The sequence below is a fragment of the Amycolatopsis sp. NPDC023774 genome, from assembly GCF_040639695.1.
GTDB lineage: Bacteria > Actinomycetota > Actinomycetes > Mycobacteriales > Pseudonocardiaceae > Amycolatopsis.
Map to the genome: position 1 here is coordinate 94,302 of NZ_JBFAAJ010000014.1, position 16,502 is coordinate 110,803.

Here is a 16,502-nt window from a genome sequence, read left to right on the forward strand (position 1 = left end):
TTTTGCCCGCGTTGCCCGGTTCCCGGACCACGCGGGATCTTTTCGCTTTACCGGGCGGGACGCTTCGCGGGCTCACAGCACCCGACCGAGCAGGGCGCGCCGTTGATCGAGCAGCCGGCAGCCGGGAAGGACGAGAGCTTGCGGGCCGGGGCATCGGAAACGTGCTCGCGCACCAGTTCCACCACCAGCTCGGCAAACCGCGGGTCCACGTCGGGCGTCGCGGCGCGGGCGAAGGCCATGCCGTGCTCTGCGGCACGCTCGGCGGCTTCGTTGTCGAGGTCCCAGATCACCTCGAGGTGGTCCGAGACGAAGCCGATCGGGCTGACCACCACGGACTTCACGCCCCGCTCGTGCAGCGCGTCGAGGTGGTCGACGATGTCCGGCTCCAGCCACGGCATCTGCGGCGGCCCCGAACGCGACTGCCAGACCACGTCGTACTCCGCGATGCCCGCCTCGGCGGCCACGAGCCGCGCGGCTTCGGCGATCTGGCGGGAGTAGCGCCGGCCCCCTTCGGCGGGTGGACCGGAGGCGACGTCGGCGCTCAGCGGCACGGAGTGCGCGGTGAAAACCGTGCGCGTGCCGGGCCGGTCGCCGAGGCTCGCGTGGGCGGCGCGGACCGCGTCGGCGATCGCGGAGATGAACAGCGGGTGGTCGAAGAACTGGCGCAGCTTCACGATTTCCGGCGCGTCGGGTCCCACGGCTTCGCGGGCGCGCAGGATGTCTTCGTCGTACTGGCGACACGCGGAGTAACCGCCGTAGGCGCTGGTGGGGAATGCGAGCACCCGCTGCACGCCGTCGGCCTTCATCCGCGCCACGGTGTCCTCCACCATGGGCTGCCAGTTGCGGTTGCCGAAGTACACCGGCAGGTCGAGCCCCTCGGCCGCGAGCTGCTTCTCGACGGCCGCGATGGCCGCGCGGTTGAGCCGGTTGATCGGCGACACCCCGCCGAAGTGCTGGTAGTGCTCGGCGACCTCGAGCAGCCGCTCGCGCGGCACCCCGCGTCCCCGGGTGACGTTCTCCAGGAACGGCATCACCTCGTCGGGCCCCTCCGGACCGCCGAACGAAAGCCATAACAGCGCGTTGTAACCCACGGTGTCCATCTTGCCCCTGTGGCGGCGCCCACGACGGAGCGGGCTCATTGTGTACCGACCTATCCAAAACCTGGTACGGTCGTCCCGTGCCCAGGCCACGCGAGTTCGACGAGACCGAAGCCCTTGAAGGCGCCATGAACGCCTTCTGGGCCCGCGGCTACGAAGCGACCTCGACGCAGGACCTCTGCGCCGCTACCGGGCTCGGCCGCAGCAGTGTGTACAACACCTTCACCAGCAAGGAAATCCTGTTCCGGCGCGCGCTCGAGCACTACATCCGGCTCGGCGTCCGCAGCCGGGCCGCCGTGCTGGAACAGGCCGACGACGGACTCGACGCGATCCACCGGCTCCTGGAGTCGGTGATCGACGACGAGCTCACCCACGGCCGCCGCGGCTGCCTGGTGGTGAACACCGTCGCCGAGTTCGGCACCACCGACCCCGAGATCACGGCGCACGTGGAAGCCGACACCGCCGCGCACCTCGCGTCGCTCGCCGAATGCGCCCGCCTCGGCCAGGCCGACGGCAGCATCACCCGTGACCGGGAGCCACGCGACATCGCGGAGTTCGTGCACAGCACCGTGAGCGGGCTGCGCCTGATGTCGCGCCGCGGCGCGGAACGCCCGGCCATGACGGCGGTGGCCGACATCGCCGTCGCCGCACTCGCCCACCGCTGACCCCACCCACCACAACCGGCCGCCCCACCCCGGCATCAGCCTCAAGGTGTCACGCGCCAGTTTTGTACCACTCAATCCAAAAGGAGAGTCGAACCGTGCCCTTGGCCGTCTTCGTGCTCGGGCTCAGCATCTTCGCCCTCGGCACCTCGGAGTTCATGATCACCGGGCTGCTGCCCGGGATGGCGGCCGACCTCGGCGTCAGCATCCCCGACGCCGGCCTGCTCATCTCGGCGTTCGCCGTCGGCATGGTGGTCGGCGCGCCGCTGCTGGCCGTCGGCACGCTCAAGCTGCCCCGCCGCACGACCCTGCTCGCACTGCTGGCGGTGTTCGCCGGCTCGCACGTCGTCGGCGCGCTCGCCCCGGGCTACGGCCTGCTCTTCGCGACCCGCATCGTGAGCGCCCTGGCCTGCGCCGGGTTCTGGGCCGTCGCCGCGGCGACCACCGTTTCGCTCGTCCCCGCGGCGCGGCGCGGGCGTGCGCTCGCCGTGCTGGTCGGCGGCCTGACCGTGGCGAACATCGCGGGCGTCCCCGCCGGCACCTTCCTCGGCCAGCACGCCGGTTGGCGCACCGCGTTCTGGGCGGTGGCGGCGCTGACCGTGGTGGCCGTCGCCGGCGTCCTCGCTTTCGTACCGCGCACCGTCTCGGACTCCTCGGCCCTGCGGGTGCGGGTCCGGACCGAACTGCGGGTCTTCCGCAACGGACGCGTCTGGCTGGCGCTGGGCGTGATCGCGCTGACCCAGGCCATGGTCTTCGCCACGTTCAGCTACCTCGCGCCGTTGCTCACGTCGGCCGACGGCCTGCCGTCCTCGGGCGTCCCGCTCGTCCTGGTGCTGTTCGGCGTCGGCGCGGTGATCGGGATCCTCGCGGGCGGCAAGCTCGCCGACGGCCGCCCGTTCCCGACGCTCTACGGCAGCCTGGGGCTGGCCGTCGCCGCGCTGATCGCGCTCGCGGTCACTTCGGACACCGTGGTCGCCGTGGTCGCGGTCCTGGTGCTCGGCGCCGCGGCGTTCGCGGCCAACCCGGCCCTCAACGTCCGCGCGTACTCGGTCGCGGGCGGATCGTCCACATTGGTCGGCGCCAGCACCACGTCGGGCTTCAACGTCGGCAACACCGCGGGCCCGTGGGCCGGCGGCGTCGCGATCAACGCCGGTCTCGGCTTCCCGAGCGTCGCGTGGGTGAGCGTCGGGCTCGGCGGGCTCGCGCTGACCGCTCTCACTTTCGCCCTGCGCCTGCAGCGTTCCGACGACGCCCGCCGTCCGGCGCTCTCCCCCGAAGAGCCGGTGATCCGCCCGGCCACGCGGTGAACCGGCGAACGGCTCCCGCGAAACTCCGCGGGAGCCGTTCGCCGTAAAGGAAAAACTCAGATGCCGAGCGCGTGCACGCCGCCGTCGACCATGATCATCGAGCCGGTCGTGGCGGGCAGCCAGTCCGACAACGCGACGCAGACGGTCTTGGCCGTCGGGTCCGGGTCGGAGCTGTCCCAGCCGAGCGGGGCGCGGTCGTTCCAGCCGTCTTCGAGCTCGTTGAAGCCCGGGATCGACTTCGCGGCCATCGTCTTCATCGGGCCGGCGCTGACCAGGTTCACGCGGATGCCGCGCGGGCCGAGGTCCCGCGCGAGGTAGCGGTTCACCGACTCCAGGGCCGCCTTCGCGACGCCCATCCAGTTGTACGCCGGCCACGCCACGCGTGCGTCGAAGTCCATGCCGACGATCGACGAGCCACGCGAGAGCAGCGGCAGCGTCGCCACGGCCAGCGACTTGAACGAGAACGCCGAGACGTCCACGGCGATCTTCACGTCGTCGCTCGGCGCGTCCAGGAACGGCGCGCCCAGGCAGGTCTGCGGGGCGAAGCCGATCGAGTGCAGCACACCGTCGAGGCCGTCGACGTGCTCGCGCACCCGGTCGGCCAGTGAGTCCAGGTGCTCGGAGTTGGTCACGTCGAGCTCGAGCACCGGCGCCGGCTTCGGGAGACGCTTGGCGATCGTCTTCACCAGCGAGAGCCGGCCGAAGCCGGTGAGCACGACCTCAGCGCCCTCCTGCTGCGCGATCTTGGCCGCGTGGAACGCGAGCGAGGCGTCGGTGATGACGCCGGTGATCAGCAGCCGCTTGCCTTCGAGCAGTCCGGGCAACGGTTCCTCCAGGTCTTGTGGTGGTCGCGGAAGAGACGGGAAGGTCAGTGGCCGAGGCCGAGGCCGCCGTCGACCGGCAGCACCGCGCCGTTGACGTAGGCGGCGTCATCGGAGGCGAGGTAGCGCACGGCCGCGGCGATCTCGGCCGGCTCGGCGTAGCGGCCGGTGGGCACGTTGGCGAGGATCTCCTTCTTGCGGTCCTCGCCGAGCGCGTCGGTCATGTCGGTGCGCACGAAGCCGGGCGCGATCACGTTGGACGTGATGTTGCGCGAGCCGAGCTCCCGCGCGAGCGAGCGCGAAAAGCCTACGAGCCCGGCCTTCGACGCGGCGTAGTTCGCCTGGCCCGCCGAGCCCGAGAGGCCGACGACCGACGAGATGAAGATGAACCGGCCCCAGCGGGCGCGCAGCATGCCGCGCGACGCGCGCTTGGCGACCCGGAACGCGCCGGTGAGGTTCGCGTTCACCACGCGCTCGAACTGCTCCTCGCTCATGCGCATCAGGAGCGTGTCGTCGGTGAGCCCGGCGTTGGACACGAGCACCTCGACGGGGCCCTGGTGCTCCTCGACCAGCTTGAACGCGGCGTCGATCTGCTCGGCGTCCGTGACGTCCGCTTCGACCCCGAAGAGCCCTTCCGGCGCGCCGGAGCCGCGGTGGGTCACGGCCACCTGGTGGCCCTGTTCGGCGAGGTCCCGGGCGATCGCCAGACCGATACCCCGGTTGCCGCCGGTGACCAAGACCGACCGTCCCACTGCACGTCTCCCTCTGCTCGGTGTCCCTGTCGCGAACGCGTCGGGACGAGGCTATCGGCCGCGCGCGGCGTTGCCGCACCCGGCGCCATCTCCGCGCCCGGGCCGGGCGCGGAAGTCCAGAGCGGAGGTTAGGGCGCGGCGCGCCGGTCCGTTTGCGCAGACCAGAGGGTTCCTACAAACCGGGGGAAAGCCGCACGTGCGATCCGCACAAAACGTGATCAGGATCGCCGGTCCCCCGGCCCGGCGAGACAGCCGGAACTCGCCTAAGGACAGGTAAGGAACGACGCCGCGACCTTGCCGCGAGCGTGCTCCGGCGGTCACCGTGAGTCGCGACACAGGAGGTCAAGGATGACTACCCGGATCCCCACCCCGGTGACCCGCGAGGGCGAGCGCCGAGTCGTCGGCAACGTGCTGCGCGGCTCCATCGGCAACCTCGTCGAGTGGTACGACTGGTACGCCTACTCGGCTTTCACGATCTACTTCGCCAAAGCGTTCTTCCCCGGCGGCGACGCAACGGCCCAGTTCCTCAACACCGCGGCCGTGTTCGCCGTCGGGTTCCTGATGCGCCCGCTGGGCGGCTGGCTGCTCGGGCGCTTCGCCGACCGGTTCGGGCGCCGCAGCGCGCTCGTGCTCTCGGTTTCGATGATGGCGTTCGGCTCGCTGCTCATCGCGGCGACGCCGGGCTACGCGGCCATCGGTGTCGCGGCGCCGATCCTGCTCGTGCTCGCGCGGCTGCTGCAGGGCCTTTCGGTGGGCGGTGAGTACTCGACCTCGGCGACGTATCTGTCCGAAGTGGCCACTCCCGGCAAGCGCGGTTTCTACTCCAGCTTCCAGTACGTGACGCTCGTCGGCGGACAGCTGCTCGCGCTCGGGCTGCAACTGATCCTGCAGAGCCTGCTCACCGAGGCGCAGATGGGTGATTGGGGCTGGCGGATCGCGTTCGTGGTCGGCGCCGTCGCGGCCGTGGTCGTGATGGCGTTGCGGCGCAGCATGGACGAGTCGGCGAGCTACGAGCGCGTGGCCGCGGAATCCGGATCCGGCAAGCAGGGCGGCGAACGCGGCACACTGCGCACGCTCGTGAAGTACCCGAAGGAGATCGCGCTCGTCGTCGGCCTCACGCTGGGCGGCACGGTCGCCTTCTACACGTACGCGACTTACACACAGAAGTTCCTCGAGAACACCGCCGGCATCCCGCGCCGCACGGTGACGTGGATCCTCTTCATCGCGCTGCTGGTGTTCGCGCTGCTGCAGCCGGTGGCCGGGCGGCTGTCGGACCGGATCGGGCGGCGCAAGCTGCTGATGTTCTTCGGCATCGCGGGCACCGTGCTCACCGTCCCGATCATGACGACGATGGCGCACACGAAACAGCCGGTGCTCGCGTTCCTGCTGCTGCTCGGCGCGCTCGTGATCGTCACGGGCTACACGTCCATCAACGCGATCGTGAAGGCCGAGCTGTTCCCCACGCGGATCCGCGCGCTCGGCGTGGGCCTGCCGTACGCGCTGACGGTCGCGATCTTCGGCGGCACGGCCGAGCTCATCGCGCAGGCGCTGAAGAAGGCGGGGCACGAGTCGCTCTTCTTCTGGTACGTCGCGGGCTGCATTCTCGTCTCGCTCGTCGTGTACGGAACAATGCGCGAAACGTCGCGTTCGTCCGCACTGGAGCGGGACGAAGACTGAGCGGGAGGACGGCCGTGCGCGTGCTGCTCGTGGAGGACGACACCGGGGTCGCCGGTGCGCTCGCCGAGACGCTGCACGCGCGCGGCCACGCCGTGACCAGCGTCGGCCGCGGTGCCGACGCACTGCACCGGCACCGTGAGGCCGATCTGCTGCTGCTCGACGTCGGTCTGCCGGACATCGACGGGCTCGACGTGCTGCGCAAGATCCGCCAGGTCTCCGCCGTGCCCGTGATCGTGCTGACCGCCCGCGGGGACGAGCGGTCCGTCGTCCGCGGGCTGCGCCTGGGTGCGGACGACTACCTTACGAAACCCGTGCGGCTGGCCGAACTGCTCGCGAGGATGGACGCCGTCGTGCGCCGGGCGGGTGTGCGGGACACGCCGGCCGACGACGCCGTGGTGCGGCTCGAAGACGTCGAGATCGACCTCGGCGCGCGTCGCGTCCGGGTGGCGGGCCGGGACATCGGACTGACGACGAAGGAGTTCGCGGTGCTGGCCGTGCTCGCCGCGCGGCCGGGCACCGCCGTGAGCCGCCAGCAGCTGATGGACGAAGTGTGGGGCGACGCGTACCTCGCCATCTCCCGATCGCTCGACGTCCACATGACGCAGCTGCGCGCCAAGCTCGACCGCCCTGGCTTGCTGACCACGATCCGCGGTTTCGGCTACCGGCTGGGCCGGGGCTGAGCGGTGCGCACCCGCCTGCTCGTCGTGCTGGTCGCGCTCGCGCTGCTCGTGGTGGCGGCGTTCGCCGTGCCGCTGCTGGTGACCACGGCGCAGCAGCGCACGCAGCAGCTGGTGATCTCCCGCAGCAGCGACGTCGACCGGTTCGGCGTGCTGGCGCAGCAGGCGGTCGACGCGCACGACCCGGCGGCGCTCGACGCCGAGGCCGAGCGCTACTCGGCGCTCTACGGCGAGGCCGTGGTGGTCGTCGACGCGCAGCGCGACCCGCTGGTGCAGACGGGCGGGCTCACGGCCGCGGCGCGGCAGGTGCGCGCGCTCGTGGAGGCGACCATGCGCAACGAGCCGCCGCCGCGCGTCGAGCGGCTGAGCCCGTGGTCGGCCGGGCCGGTGCTGTTCGCGCGTCCGGTGGGGTCGGGCACGCGGGTGGCCGGCGTGGTGGTGCTGCGCGCTTCCGTGGCCGCGGCGGCGGCCGACGTCGCGGCCCGCTGGAGCGCGATCGCGGCCGGGGCACTGCTCGTGGCCGCCGTGTTCGTCCTGCTGGCGGTGCTGCTGGCCCGGTGGATGGTGCGGCCGCTGCTGGAGCTGGAGACGGGCGTGCTGGCCGTGGCGGGCGGCCACCGCGCGCAGGTGCCGGAGAGCTCCGGGCCGCGCGAGCTGCGGTCGCTGGCGGCTTCGGTGAACCGCATGTCCGACGCCGTGGCCGAGGCCGCCGACCAGCAGCACCGGCTCGTCGCGGACACCTCCCACCAGCTGCGCAACCCGATGGCCGCGCTGCGGCTGCGCGTCGACTCGGTCGCTGCGGGCGAGGCGAACCACCCGGCGTACCGGGCGATCGTCGCGGAGGTCGAACGCCTCGAACGCATCCTCGACGGCCTGCTCGCCCTCGCCACCGCGGAGTCCACCGCCACCCGCATCGCCGCCGGCGCGGACGACGAACCCGCCGACCTCGCCGCCGTGATCGCCGAACGCGTCGACGCGTGGCGGCCCGCCGCCGACGAAGCCGGTGCCACCCTGCTCCCCTGTCCCGGCCACGAAGAACCGGTGCTCGTTCACACCCCCGAGGGCGAGCTCGCGCAGATCCTCGACGTGCTCCTCGACAACGCCGTCCACCACGCCGGGCGTGGCACCACCATCTCGGCCGCGTGGGAGGCCTCGCCGGGCGCCGTCACCCTCGTCGTCACCGACGACGGCCCCGGCCTGCCGGGGGCCGACCTCGCCCGCGCGACGGACCGCTTCTGGCGCGCCGGCGGCGACGGCGCACCCCGCGGCACAGGTCTCGGCCTCGCCATCGCGCGCGAGCAAAGCCGTGCCCGCGGCGGCACGCTCGAACTGCGCGCCAACGCGCCGCACGGGTTGCAGGTCCGCGTGACACTGCCGGCGGTGACGCCGTGACGATCACGCGCCGCACCGCGTTGCTCGGCGGGCTCGGCCTCGCACTCGCCGGGTGCGCGCCCGCGTACCGCGGACCCGAGCGGTCCGTCACGATCGCTGCCGGGGAGCAGGGCGGGTTCTACCTGGCGTTCGCGGAGGTGCTCGCGGCCGAGGTGAGCCGGGCGGAGCCGCGGCTGCACTGCGTGGCCGTGGCGACCGAGGCGAGTGTCGTGAACGTCGAGCGGGTGCGCGACGGAACGGCCGACCTGGGGCTGGTGCTCGCGGACGTCGCGCAGTCGGCGCTCACGGGCCGGGCGCCGTTCCCCGCGCCGGTCCCGGTGCAGGCGCTGGGCCGGGTGTACGAGAACTACCCGCAGCTCGTCGTGCGCGCAGACGATGGTCTCGCACAGCTGAAGGACCTGGGTGGACATCCGGTGTCCGTCGGCGCGGGCGGGTCGGGGGCCGCGCAGCTGGGCGAGCGCGTGTTCGCCACGGCCGGCGTGTCCGTGGTGGCGCGGCATCTGCCGCTGGCGGACGCCATCGCCGCGCTGGCGAGCCACCGCATCGACGCGCTCCTGTGGTCGGGTGGCCTCCCCACCCCCGCGCTCGCCGAACTCAACCGCACGACACCGCTGGCCCTGCTGCCCCTCGCGTCCGTGATCCCCGCGCTGCGCGCGAAGCACGGCCCGGTCTACGAACAGGTCCAGGTGCCCGCCGGCGCGTACGCCGGAGTCGGGGCGCCTGCGACGATCGGCGTGGCGAACCTGCTCGTCTGCGCCCCGCGGCTGCCCTCTGACGTCACCGCGGCGGTGGTGCGCGTGCTCGCCGGGCGCGCGGCCGATCTGGTGCCGGCGCAGGCCGTCGGGACGCAGTTCCTCGACGTGCGCACGCTCATCGGCACCCAGCCCGTGCCGCTGCACCGCGGGGCCGCGGAGACGTACCGGGCGCTCCACGGCTGATCCGCGCTCGCTAGATTGGTCGCGTGACCCCACCGCGCCGACCGCTGGTCGAGATGCCCTTGCGCGTGCGCTACCACGAGTGCGACGGCCAGGGGATCGTCTTCAACGCCCACTACCTGGCCTACGTCGACATGGCCTCCTTCGAGGTCGAGAAGGCGCTGTTCGGATCGCACGAAGCATTCCTGGCCACGGGGATCGACGTGGTGGTCGCGGAGTCGAACCTGCGTTACCGCGCGCCGTGCCGCTACGACGACGACCTCGTGGTGTCGGTGTTCCTCACGCACCTCGGGACCACGTCGATGGTCTACGAGTCGGAGATCCGCCGCGGCGGCAAGCTCACCACCGAGGCGAAGACCCGCTACGTGTTCATCGACCCCGTCACCCTGAGCAAGACCGAGCCGCCCGCCGCCGTGCGCGACGTCTACGCGGCCCACCTGCCCGCACCCACCGCTTCCTGACGTTCCCGAGGTCCGGCCATGTTCCGCGTGCTCTTCTACCACCCCGAGATCCCGCCGAACACCGGCAACGCGATCCGCCTCGCCGCCAACACGGGCTGCGAGCTGCACCTGGTCGAGCCGCTGGGGTTCACGCTCGAGGACAAGCAGCTGCGCCGAGCCGGACTCGACTACCACGACCTCGCGCGAGTCCGCGTGCACGCTGATCTCGCCGCGGCGTGGCAAGCCCTGTTGCCGGCCAAGGTCTACGCGTTCAGCGCCAAGGCCACGCGCCTCTACACCGACGTGGCCTACGAACCCGGCGACGTGCTGCTGTTCGGCCCCGAGTCCGCCGGCCTGCCCGACGCCGTGCAGCACGCGGCCGAGATCACCGACCGGGTACGGCTGCCGATGCTGCCCACGAGCCGCTCGCTCAACCTGGCCAACACCGCGGCCATCACGATCTACGAAGCCTGGCGGCAGAACGGATTCGGTCTGCCGCCAGGCTGACGCTCGCTACGGGAGTCTCTGGCCGATCAGCAACGCGGCCGCCGCCCCGATCATCAGCACCAGGGTGCCGATCACGACCCACGGTTTGCTCGCGTCGGCGTTCTTGAGCTCGTAGCCGATCTGCTCGCCGAGGTCGGCGTAGACCTTCTTCAGCTCGTCGGCGCTGGCCGCCTTGTAGAAGTCGCCGCCGGACAGTCGCGCGATCTCCTTCAGGGAGTCGTCGTCGACCCGCACGTCCTGCGGTTTGCCCTCGATGTCCACCGAACCGTGCGTGGTGCCGAACGAGATCGACGAGATCGGCATCTGGGCCTGCTTCGCCGCCTGGGCCGCGGTGTACGCGCCGCGTGGGGCGTAGAGATCCTCCGGCACGGTCTGTTTGCCGTCACTCATCAGCACGATGCGCGCGGGCGGCGGCCCGTCGGCGCCGCCGACGACGGCCGAGAAGCTCTCGATCGACTGCATGGCCGCGAAAATGCCTTCACCGGTGGCCGTCGACTGCGCGAGCTTCAGGTTGTCGATCGCCTTCACCACTCCGGCGCGATCGGTGGTCGGGTTGACCAGCACGGTCGCGGTGCCGGCAAAGGAGATCAGCCCCAGGTTCACGCCCGGGGTCATGTTCTCGGCGAACTGCTTGGCCGCGTCCTGCGCCGCCTTCAGCCGGTTGGGCGCGACGTCGGTGGCCTCCATCGACAGCGACACGTCGATCACCAGCACCACGGTGGCCCGGTTGCGCGGCACCTTCTGCTCGGCCGTCGGCCCGGCCAGCGCCACTGTGAGCACCAGCAGCGAGAACACGATCAGCACCGCCGGCAGGTGCCGGATCCAGCCCTGCGTCTTCGGCGCGACCTTGTCCAGCAGCTCCAGGTTCGCGAACCGCATCACGCGCTTGCGCCGCGCCCGCTGGGCGAGCACGTACGCGACGGCGACGGCCGCCACCAGGATCAGCAGCAGGAACCACCACGGCGAAGTGAATCCGGTCAGGCTCATGCGACACCACCCGACCAGCGGCGCTTGCGCGCGACCACGAACCGCACCATGTCGGCGATCCAGTCGGAGTCGGTACGCAGCACCAGGTGCGCCGCACCCGCGCGGCGCAGCCCGGCCGCGACGTCCTGCCGATGGGCGTGCGCCGCGGCGCCGAACTCCTTGCGCAGCAAGGCGGAAGCGTGCACTTCGCGCTGTTTCCCTGTCTCCGGGTCGGCCAGGACGACGGTGCCCACGTCGGGCAGGTCCACGTCGCGCGGGTCGAGGACTTCGATGGCGATGAGCTCGTGGTGCCCGCCGAGCGCGCGCAGCGGCCGCTGCCAGTCGGTGGGGCCCAGGAAGTCCGAGATCACCACGCCCAGGCCACGCCGGCGGGGCGGGCGGCGAAGCTGCTCCAGCGCGTCGGCGAGATCACCCCGGACGCCTTCGGGCGCCCGCGGGGTCTCGGCGAGCCGTCGGATCAGGCCGCGCGCGTGGGCGAGCCCGCCGCGCGCGGGGATGCGGTTCACGCCCTGGCCGTTGGACACGAGCGCGCCGATGCGGTTGCCGCCCCCGCCGGTGAGGTGGGCGACAGCGGCCGTCGCGCACACCACCAGGTCGCGTTTCTCGCACAGCGCGGTGCCGAAGTCGAGGCTCGCGGACAGGTCGGCGACCACCCACGTCTCCAGCTCGCGGTCGGCCACCGTCTCGCGGATGTGGGGCGTGGTCGTGCGGGCCGTGACGGCCCAGTCCATCCGCCGTACGTCGTCGCCCGGCTGGTACGGCCGCGCCTCGCCCGGCTCGGAGCCCGGACCGGGCACGAGGCCGAGGTGGTTGCCCTGCAGCAGGCCGTCGAGCCGGCGGCGGACGTCGAGCTCCAGCGTGCGCAGCCCCGCCTCCAGGCGGTCGCCGCGCAGCACCGGGGGCGCCCACCCGGGACGCTGGTCCTTCTGCGCCTTCCCTGCCACGCCGACTACCTGACGGGCGCGCCCGCCGGCACCGGCCCGGTCCCGCCCTGCGGCCGGGCCGAGACCTGCGGCAGGGGCACCGTCTGCAGCACGCGGGTGATGATGTGGTCCACGGGCACGCCGTCGGCCAGCGCGTCGTAGGACAGCACGAGGCGGTGGCGCAGCACGTCGGGCACCACGTCGACGACGTCCTGCGGCAGCACGTAGTCGCGGCCGCGCACCAGCGCGAGCGCGCGGGCGGCGGCGATGATGCCGAGGCTCGCGCGCGGCGACGCACCGTACGAAACCCAGCCCGCGACGTCGGCGAGGCCGTGGTCGTTGGGCGTGCGGGTGGTGAGCACGAGGCGCACCACGTAGTCGACCAGGGCGTGGTGCACGAACACCTGCGACGCGACGCCCTGCAGGCGCACCAGCTCGCTGGGGCTGAGCACTTCGTGGGGCACCGGCGGCGTGACGCCCATCCTATAGATGATCTCGCGCTCTTCCTCGGCCGTGGGGTACTCGACCACGATCTTGAACAGGAAGCGGTCGCGTTGCGCCTCGGGCAGCGGGTACACGCCCTCGTTCTCGATCGGGTTCTGCGTGGCGAGCACGAGGAACGGGTCGGGCATCGGGAAAGTCTGGCCGCCGATCGACACGTGCCGCTCGGCCATCACCTCCAGCATCGCCGACTGAACCTTCGCGGGCGCGCGGTTGATCTCGTCGGCGAGCACGAAGTTGGCCACGACCGGGCCGAGCTCCACGTCGAAGCGCTCGGCGCCCTGGCGGTAGATGCGCGTGCCGAGGATGTCGGCCGGCACGAGGTCGGGCGTGAACTGCACCCGAGAGAACGAGCCGCCGACCACCCGCGCGAAGGTCTCCACGGCCAGCGTCTTCGCGACACCGGGCACGCCTTCCAGCAGCAGGTGCCCCTTCGCCAGCAGCCCGACCAGCATGCGCTCCACCAACCGGTCCTGACCGACGATGATGCGCTTGACCTCGAACACGGTGCGTTCCAGCAACTGGGCGTCCCGCGCCGGCGTGCCGGGCTGCTGCCCGTTCCCGCCCTCGGCGTAGCCGGGCTCGGTCACTCTGCCTCCTGTGGTTCTGCTTCCTCCGGGCTCGCCCGCGACCGTACTGCTTCCCGGTGGTCGTAGTCCGCGCGGCACGCTGGCCCGTCACGGTAGCCAAGCGCATCAGCGGTGTGACAGCTGTGAAGACGGTGTCAGCGGCGTCGGCACAGGTCGCTCGCGATGCCGAGATCGTCACTTTTGACCGTTTTGACTCGCGGTGTGGTGCACCCGCAGCCCCTCCCCTGCCACGTCGACGAACGCGGCGCCGCGGCCGGCGCGGTCCGCTGGTCCACAGTGGACTCGCGGGCGATAGGCAGGTCCACGACGAGCTTCCCCCCGCCCTCAGCTCCCGTTCGTCCACACCGGACTGTCGCCGGGGACACCACCGGCGGGCGCGCTCCCCGTCGCCCGCCCACGCTAGCGTCGCCCCATGACCGACCCCCTCCTGGCCGCCTACGACGCCGAAGTCCGCACCGCCGAGCTGACCACCGCGGAACCGGGCACGACCCTGGACCGCGACGCCCCCGTCACCCGCGTCCTCGGCACCCGGCGCGGTTTCGTGGTGGGCCCGCCGGACCTCGGCGTGACCGGCCGTGCGCTCGACGCCCTCATCCACCGCCAGGTCCGCTTCTTCGCCTCGCGCGGGGAGGCTTTCGAATGGAAAACCCGCGCCCACGACCGCCCGGCCGATCTGCCCGGCCGGTTGATCGCCGCCGGTTTCGTCCCGGAGGAAACCGAAACTGTCCTCATCGCCCCGGTAGAAGCGATTTCCCCGTCGGCCCCGCCCCCCGCCGGTGTCACCATCCGCGAGGCCACCGGTGAGGCCGACCTGCGCCGCATCGCCCACCTCAGCGCCACCGTCTTCGGCAGCGAGGAGGCCGCCGTCGCCCGCGACCTCCTCGCGCGCGCCCGCGCAGACCACGGCACGACGGTCCACGTCGTCGCCGAGTCCGCCGGCCACGTCGTCTCCGCGGCCCGCCTGGAACTCGTCGGCGGCACCAGCTTCGCCGGCCTCTGGGGCGGCGCCACCCTGCCGGACTTCCGGGGCCGCGGCCTCTACCGCGCACTCGTCGCGCACCGCGCCGCCACCGCCCGCACCCGCGGCGTCCGCTACCTCCAGGTCGACGCCCTCCCGCCGAGCCGCCCGATCCTCCAGCGCCTCGCTTTCACCGCCGTGACCACGACCACGCCGTACGTGTGGACCCCCGCCTAGACCGGCCCACCGCGGCCTCGACCTCCGCGAGCCAGCCGAGGTACTAGCGTTCGAACGTCATCCGGCCGCGGCCGTCGGCCTGGGGTCCGATTCCGCCGTCGGAGGCCTCGCCGTCGAACCACAGCGCGCCGCGGTCGGGGCCGGTCACCACGAGGAGGTCGTAGCGGCCGCAGCCCCGGTGGCAGAGCGGCAGGGTGCCGTGGGTGCCGGCCTCGTCGCGGGCATCGAGCGAGCGGGACAGCTCAGGCCATCGCTCGTGCGGGATCTTCGTGAAGTCCGGCCGTTCGGCGTGGCGGAAGAGCTCTCGATGCGGAAACTCCGTCCGCAGGTCCACGGAGCCGCCGCCACGTCGGTCGTCGGCGGCGAACTCCCAGCGCCGAGCGGACCGGCCGAAGCCGAGCAGCCCGTAGCCGGGACCCGCTCCACTCGCGCCGACCTCCACGAGGAAGCTCCGGTACGGCGCCGGCAATGGCGCGCCGAACTGCTCCTCGACAGCCTCGACGTCGCGTTCGCCCAGGGGTGGCGCCAGCCGGAACCGGTGTGCGGCCGCACTGAACACCGAGCGGGCGTCCCGCCGCTTCGCCAGCCGCGCCAGCCGGTCGCGGACTCCGTCCCACGTCACGAAGGACGAGCGTAGGACCTCAGCCGATCAGCCGGGTCGCATACGGCATGATTCCGCCGTACCGCACCGCCGTCACCCGCACGTACGAACCTGACTGCGGAGCCTCCACCATCTGACCGCCGCCCAGGTACAGGGCGACGTGGTGGATGCCGCCCGCGCCGCCCCAGAAGAGCATGTCGCCGCGGCGCATCTGGGAGAGGGGGACGCGGCGGCCGGAGGTGTACTGGTAGCCGCTGTAGTGCGGGAGGGCCCGCACGCCGGCGAAGGCGTAGATCATCAGGCCGGAGCAGTCGAAGCCGATCTTGCGGTAGTCGCCGTACATGTCGGCGACGCCGCCGTCGTGGATGCCGCGGGTGGGGCCGCTGCCGTTGCCGCCGCCCCAGGCGTACGGGCGGCCCAGCTGCGACAGCGCCCGGGCGATCACGGACTCGATCGACGAGCCCGCCGCGGGTGAAGGCCGGCCACCGCCGCCCGACGAGGGACGGCCGCCGCCCGAGGAACCCAGCGCGGCCTGGCGGGCGCGTTCTTCGTCCTCGCGCTGCTTCTGCGCCAGCCAGTCCTGGTAGCGCTGGCGCTGGCCCTGCAGGCCGTTGACCTTCGACTGCGCCGCGTAGAGCTGCTGCTCCACCGATCTCTTGCTCGCCTGCAGCTGCTGGTTCTGCGACGCCTGGGCCTGCTGCGCCTGCACGGCGTCGGCCTGGGCGGCGTCGGCGCCGCTCTTCGCCTGGCGCGCGGCTTCCTGCTTCTGCTGCGCGACGTCGAGGGCCTTGCGCGCGGCGGCGTCCTTGTTGGACTTGTCCGTCTGCGCCTGCTGGAGGCGGTCGAGCGCGTTGAGCCGCGAGCCGCCGATGGAGTCGAGGATCTGGGCGCGGGCCAGCAGGTCCTTGGGGCTGTCGGAGGTCAGGTACGCCGAGATCGAGCCGACCGTGCTGCCCTGCTCGAAGCTGGCGGCCGCGAACTCCTTGAGGTCCTGGCGTGCCTTCTCGATCGCACCCGCCGCGGCGTCGGCCTCCGTGCGCGCGGACTTCGCGGCGGCCTCGGCCTGGCTCGCGGCGTCCTGCGCCGACTGCAGGTCGACCAGGGCCTTCATGGCCTGTTCCTGCTTCAGCTCGACGTCGTCCTGCAGTGAGCTGAGCTTCTGCTCCGCCTGCGCGAGCTGGTTGGTGAGCTTGCCGACCTCGCCGGCCTTCTCGTTGGCCGCGGCCTTCGACGAGTTCAGTTCGGAGTCGCTCGGGTTGGGCGGGGGCGGCGGCACCGCCAGGCCCGTGCCGGTTGCTCCGAAGAGGACCACGAGGGCGAAGGTGCCGACGGTGACGCCACGCCGTACGCCCGGTCTGCCGCCCCGTCCACGCCAGACCACCACGACCAGCCACCTCCCGCTCACCAGCGCCTGCCAGCAGTGATCACACCGCGTGCC

17 protein-coding genes are annotated in these 16,502 nt (G+C 72.3%); 9 read left to right on the forward strand and 8 right to left on the reverse strand.

Annotation, left to right across the window (positions count from 1 at the left end; all coding sequences use genetic code 11):
• Window positions 1-47: 47 nt before the first annotated feature.
• On the reverse strand, window positions 48-1,091 hold the full coding sequence (locus tag AB0F91_RS26640; protein WP_360601767.1) for a ferrochelatase: 1,044 nt from the start codon (window positions 1,089-1,091) through the stop codon (window positions 48-50).
• 86 nt (window positions 1,092-1,177) lie between these two features.
• Between AB0F91_RS26640 and AB0F91_RS26645 the strand changes: the two genes are divergently transcribed.
• Both AB0F91_RS26645 and AB0F91_RS26650 read left to right on the forward strand, forming a co-directional pair.
• The gene (locus AB0F91_RS26645; RefSeq protein WP_360601598.1) at window positions 1,178-1,762 is read left to right on the forward strand and encodes a TetR family transcriptional regulator; all 585 of its coding nucleotides are present in this window, start codon (window positions 1,178-1,180) and stop codon (window positions 1,760-1,762) included.
• 95 nt (window positions 1,763-1,857) lie between these two features.
• Entirely contained in the window at window positions 1,858-3,066 is a 1,209-nt protein-coding gene (locus AB0F91_RS26650; RefSeq protein ID WP_360601600.1) for a Cmx/CmrA family chloramphenicol efflux MFS transporter, read from the forward strand.
• A gap of 56 nt (window positions 3,067-3,122) precedes the next feature.
• Here AB0F91_RS26650 and fabI read toward each other — a convergent pair whose 3' ends face one another.
• Both fabI and AB0F91_RS26660 read right to left on the reverse strand, forming a co-directional pair.
• On the reverse strand, window positions 3,123-3,890 hold the full coding sequence (gene fabI, locus AB0F91_RS26655; protein WP_360601602.1) for an enoyl-ACP reductase FabI: 768 nt from the start codon (window positions 3,888-3,890) through the stop codon (window positions 3,123-3,125).
• A 44-nt stretch (window positions 3,891-3,934) separates the two neighbouring features.
• Window positions 3,935-4,639: a beta-ketoacyl-ACP reductase gene (locus AB0F91_RS26660; protein ID WP_285966883.1), complete on the reverse strand. Its 705-nt coding sequence runs from the start codon at window positions 4,637-4,639 to the stop codon at window positions 3,935-3,937.
• A 348-nt stretch (window positions 4,640-4,987) separates the two neighbouring features.
• Between AB0F91_RS26660 and AB0F91_RS26665 the strand changes: the two genes are divergently transcribed.
• From AB0F91_RS26665 to AB0F91_RS26690, 6 genes are read left to right on the forward strand one after another with little or no spacing between them, the layout of a single operon-like run.
• A complete protein-coding gene (locus tag AB0F91_RS26665; RefSeq protein WP_360601604.1) occupies window positions 4,988-6,316 on the forward strand; it encodes an MFS transporter in 1,329 nt (442 codons plus the stop codon).
• A 14-nt stretch (window positions 6,317-6,330) separates the two neighbouring features.
• Entirely contained in the window at window positions 6,331-6,996 is a 666-nt protein-coding gene (locus AB0F91_RS26670) for a response regulator transcription factor (protein ID WP_360601606.1), read from the forward strand.
• A gap of 3 nt (window positions 6,997-6,999) precedes the next feature.
• Window positions 7,000-8,385 carry a HAMP domain-containing sensor histidine kinase gene (locus tag AB0F91_RS26675; RefSeq protein ID WP_360601608.1) on the forward strand — a complete coding sequence of 462 codons (1,386 nt, stop codon included), beginning with the start codon at window positions 7,000-7,002 and terminating at the stop codon, window positions 8,383-8,385.
• The gene (locus tag AB0F91_RS26680; RefSeq protein WP_360601610.1) at window positions 8,382-9,323 is read left to right on the forward strand and encodes a TAXI family TRAP transporter solute-binding subunit; all 942 of its coding nucleotides are present in this window, start codon (window positions 8,382-8,384) and stop codon (window positions 9,321-9,323) included. Before AB0F91_RS26675 ends, AB0F91_RS26680 begins: the two co-directional genes overlap by 4 nt.
• 23 nt (window positions 9,324-9,346) lie before the next feature.
• Entirely contained in the window at window positions 9,347-9,781 is a 435-nt protein-coding gene (locus AB0F91_RS26685; protein ID WP_360601611.1) for a thioesterase family protein, read from the forward strand.
• An 18-nt stretch (window positions 9,782-9,799) separates the two neighbouring features.
• Window positions 9,800-10,267: a tRNA (cytidine(34)-2'-O)-methyltransferase gene (locus AB0F91_RS26690; RefSeq protein WP_360601612.1), complete on the forward strand. Its 468-nt coding sequence runs from the start codon at window positions 9,800-9,802 to the stop codon at window positions 10,265-10,267.
• Window positions 10,268-10,273: 6 nt separating this feature from the next.
• Here the strand turns inward: AB0F91_RS26690 and AB0F91_RS26695 are convergent, their stop codons facing one another.
• From AB0F91_RS26695 to AB0F91_RS26705, 3 genes are read right to left on the reverse strand one after another with little or no spacing between them, the layout of a single operon-like run.
• Window positions 10,274-11,254 carry a VWA domain-containing protein gene (locus tag AB0F91_RS26695; protein WP_360601613.1) on the reverse strand — a complete coding sequence of 327 codons (981 nt, stop codon included), beginning with the start codon at window positions 11,252-11,254 and terminating at the stop codon, window positions 10,274-10,276.
• On the reverse strand, window positions 11,251-12,198 hold the full coding sequence (locus AB0F91_RS26700; protein WP_360601615.1) for a DUF58 domain-containing protein: 948 nt from the start codon (window positions 12,196-12,198) through the stop codon (window positions 11,251-11,253). The genes AB0F91_RS26695 and AB0F91_RS26700 overlap by 4 nt, the downstream gene beginning before the upstream one ends.
• Before the next feature lie 5 nt (window positions 12,199-12,203).
• Entirely contained in the window at window positions 12,204-13,268 is a 1,065-nt protein-coding gene (locus tag AB0F91_RS26705; RefSeq protein ID WP_360601617.1) for a MoxR family ATPase, read from the reverse strand.
• Between the two features lie 412 nt (window positions 13,269-13,680).
• Between AB0F91_RS26705 and AB0F91_RS26710 the strand changes: the two genes are divergently transcribed.
• Window positions 13,681-14,463 (forward strand): GNAT family N-acetyltransferase, encoded by a 783-nt coding sequence (locus AB0F91_RS26710; protein ID WP_360601619.1) that lies wholly within the window; start codon window positions 13,681-13,683, stop codon window positions 14,461-14,463.
• Window positions 14,464-14,506: 43 nt separating this feature from the next.
• On the opposite strand, the gene AB0F91_RS26715 is transcribed toward AB0F91_RS26710, so the two are convergent.
• Window positions 14,507-15,085, reverse strand: coding sequence for an SMI1/KNR4 family protein (locus tag AB0F91_RS26715; RefSeq protein WP_360601621.1), 579 nt, complete (start codon window positions 15,083-15,085; stop codon window positions 14,507-14,509).
• Window positions 15,086-15,104: 19 nt separating this feature from the next.
• Window positions 15,105-16,448: an NlpC/P60 family protein gene (locus tag AB0F91_RS26720; RefSeq protein ID WP_360601623.1), complete on the reverse strand. Its 1,344-nt coding sequence runs from the start codon at window positions 16,446-16,448 to the stop codon at window positions 15,105-15,107.
• Window positions 16,449-16,502: the final 54 nt, after the last annotated feature.

Excerpts from the sequence above, each read along its gene's own strand:
- AB0F91_RS26695 (WP_360601613.1), bottom strand. The coding sequence starts at position 11,254 with ATGAGCCTGACCGGATTCACTTCGCCGTGGTGGTTCCTGCTGCTGATC.
- AB0F91_RS26710 (WP_360601619.1), top strand. The coding sequence starts at position 13,681 with ATGACCGACCCCCTCCTGGCCGCCTACGACGCCGAAGTCCGCACCGCC.
- AB0F91_RS26690 (WP_360601612.1), top strand. The coding sequence starts at position 9,800 with ATGTTCCGCGTGCTCTTCTACCACCCCGAGATCCCGCCGAACACCGGC.
- AB0F91_RS26665 (WP_360601604.1), top strand. The coding sequence starts at position 4,988 with ATGACTACCCGGATCCCCACCCCGGTGACCCGCGAGGGCGAGCGCCGA.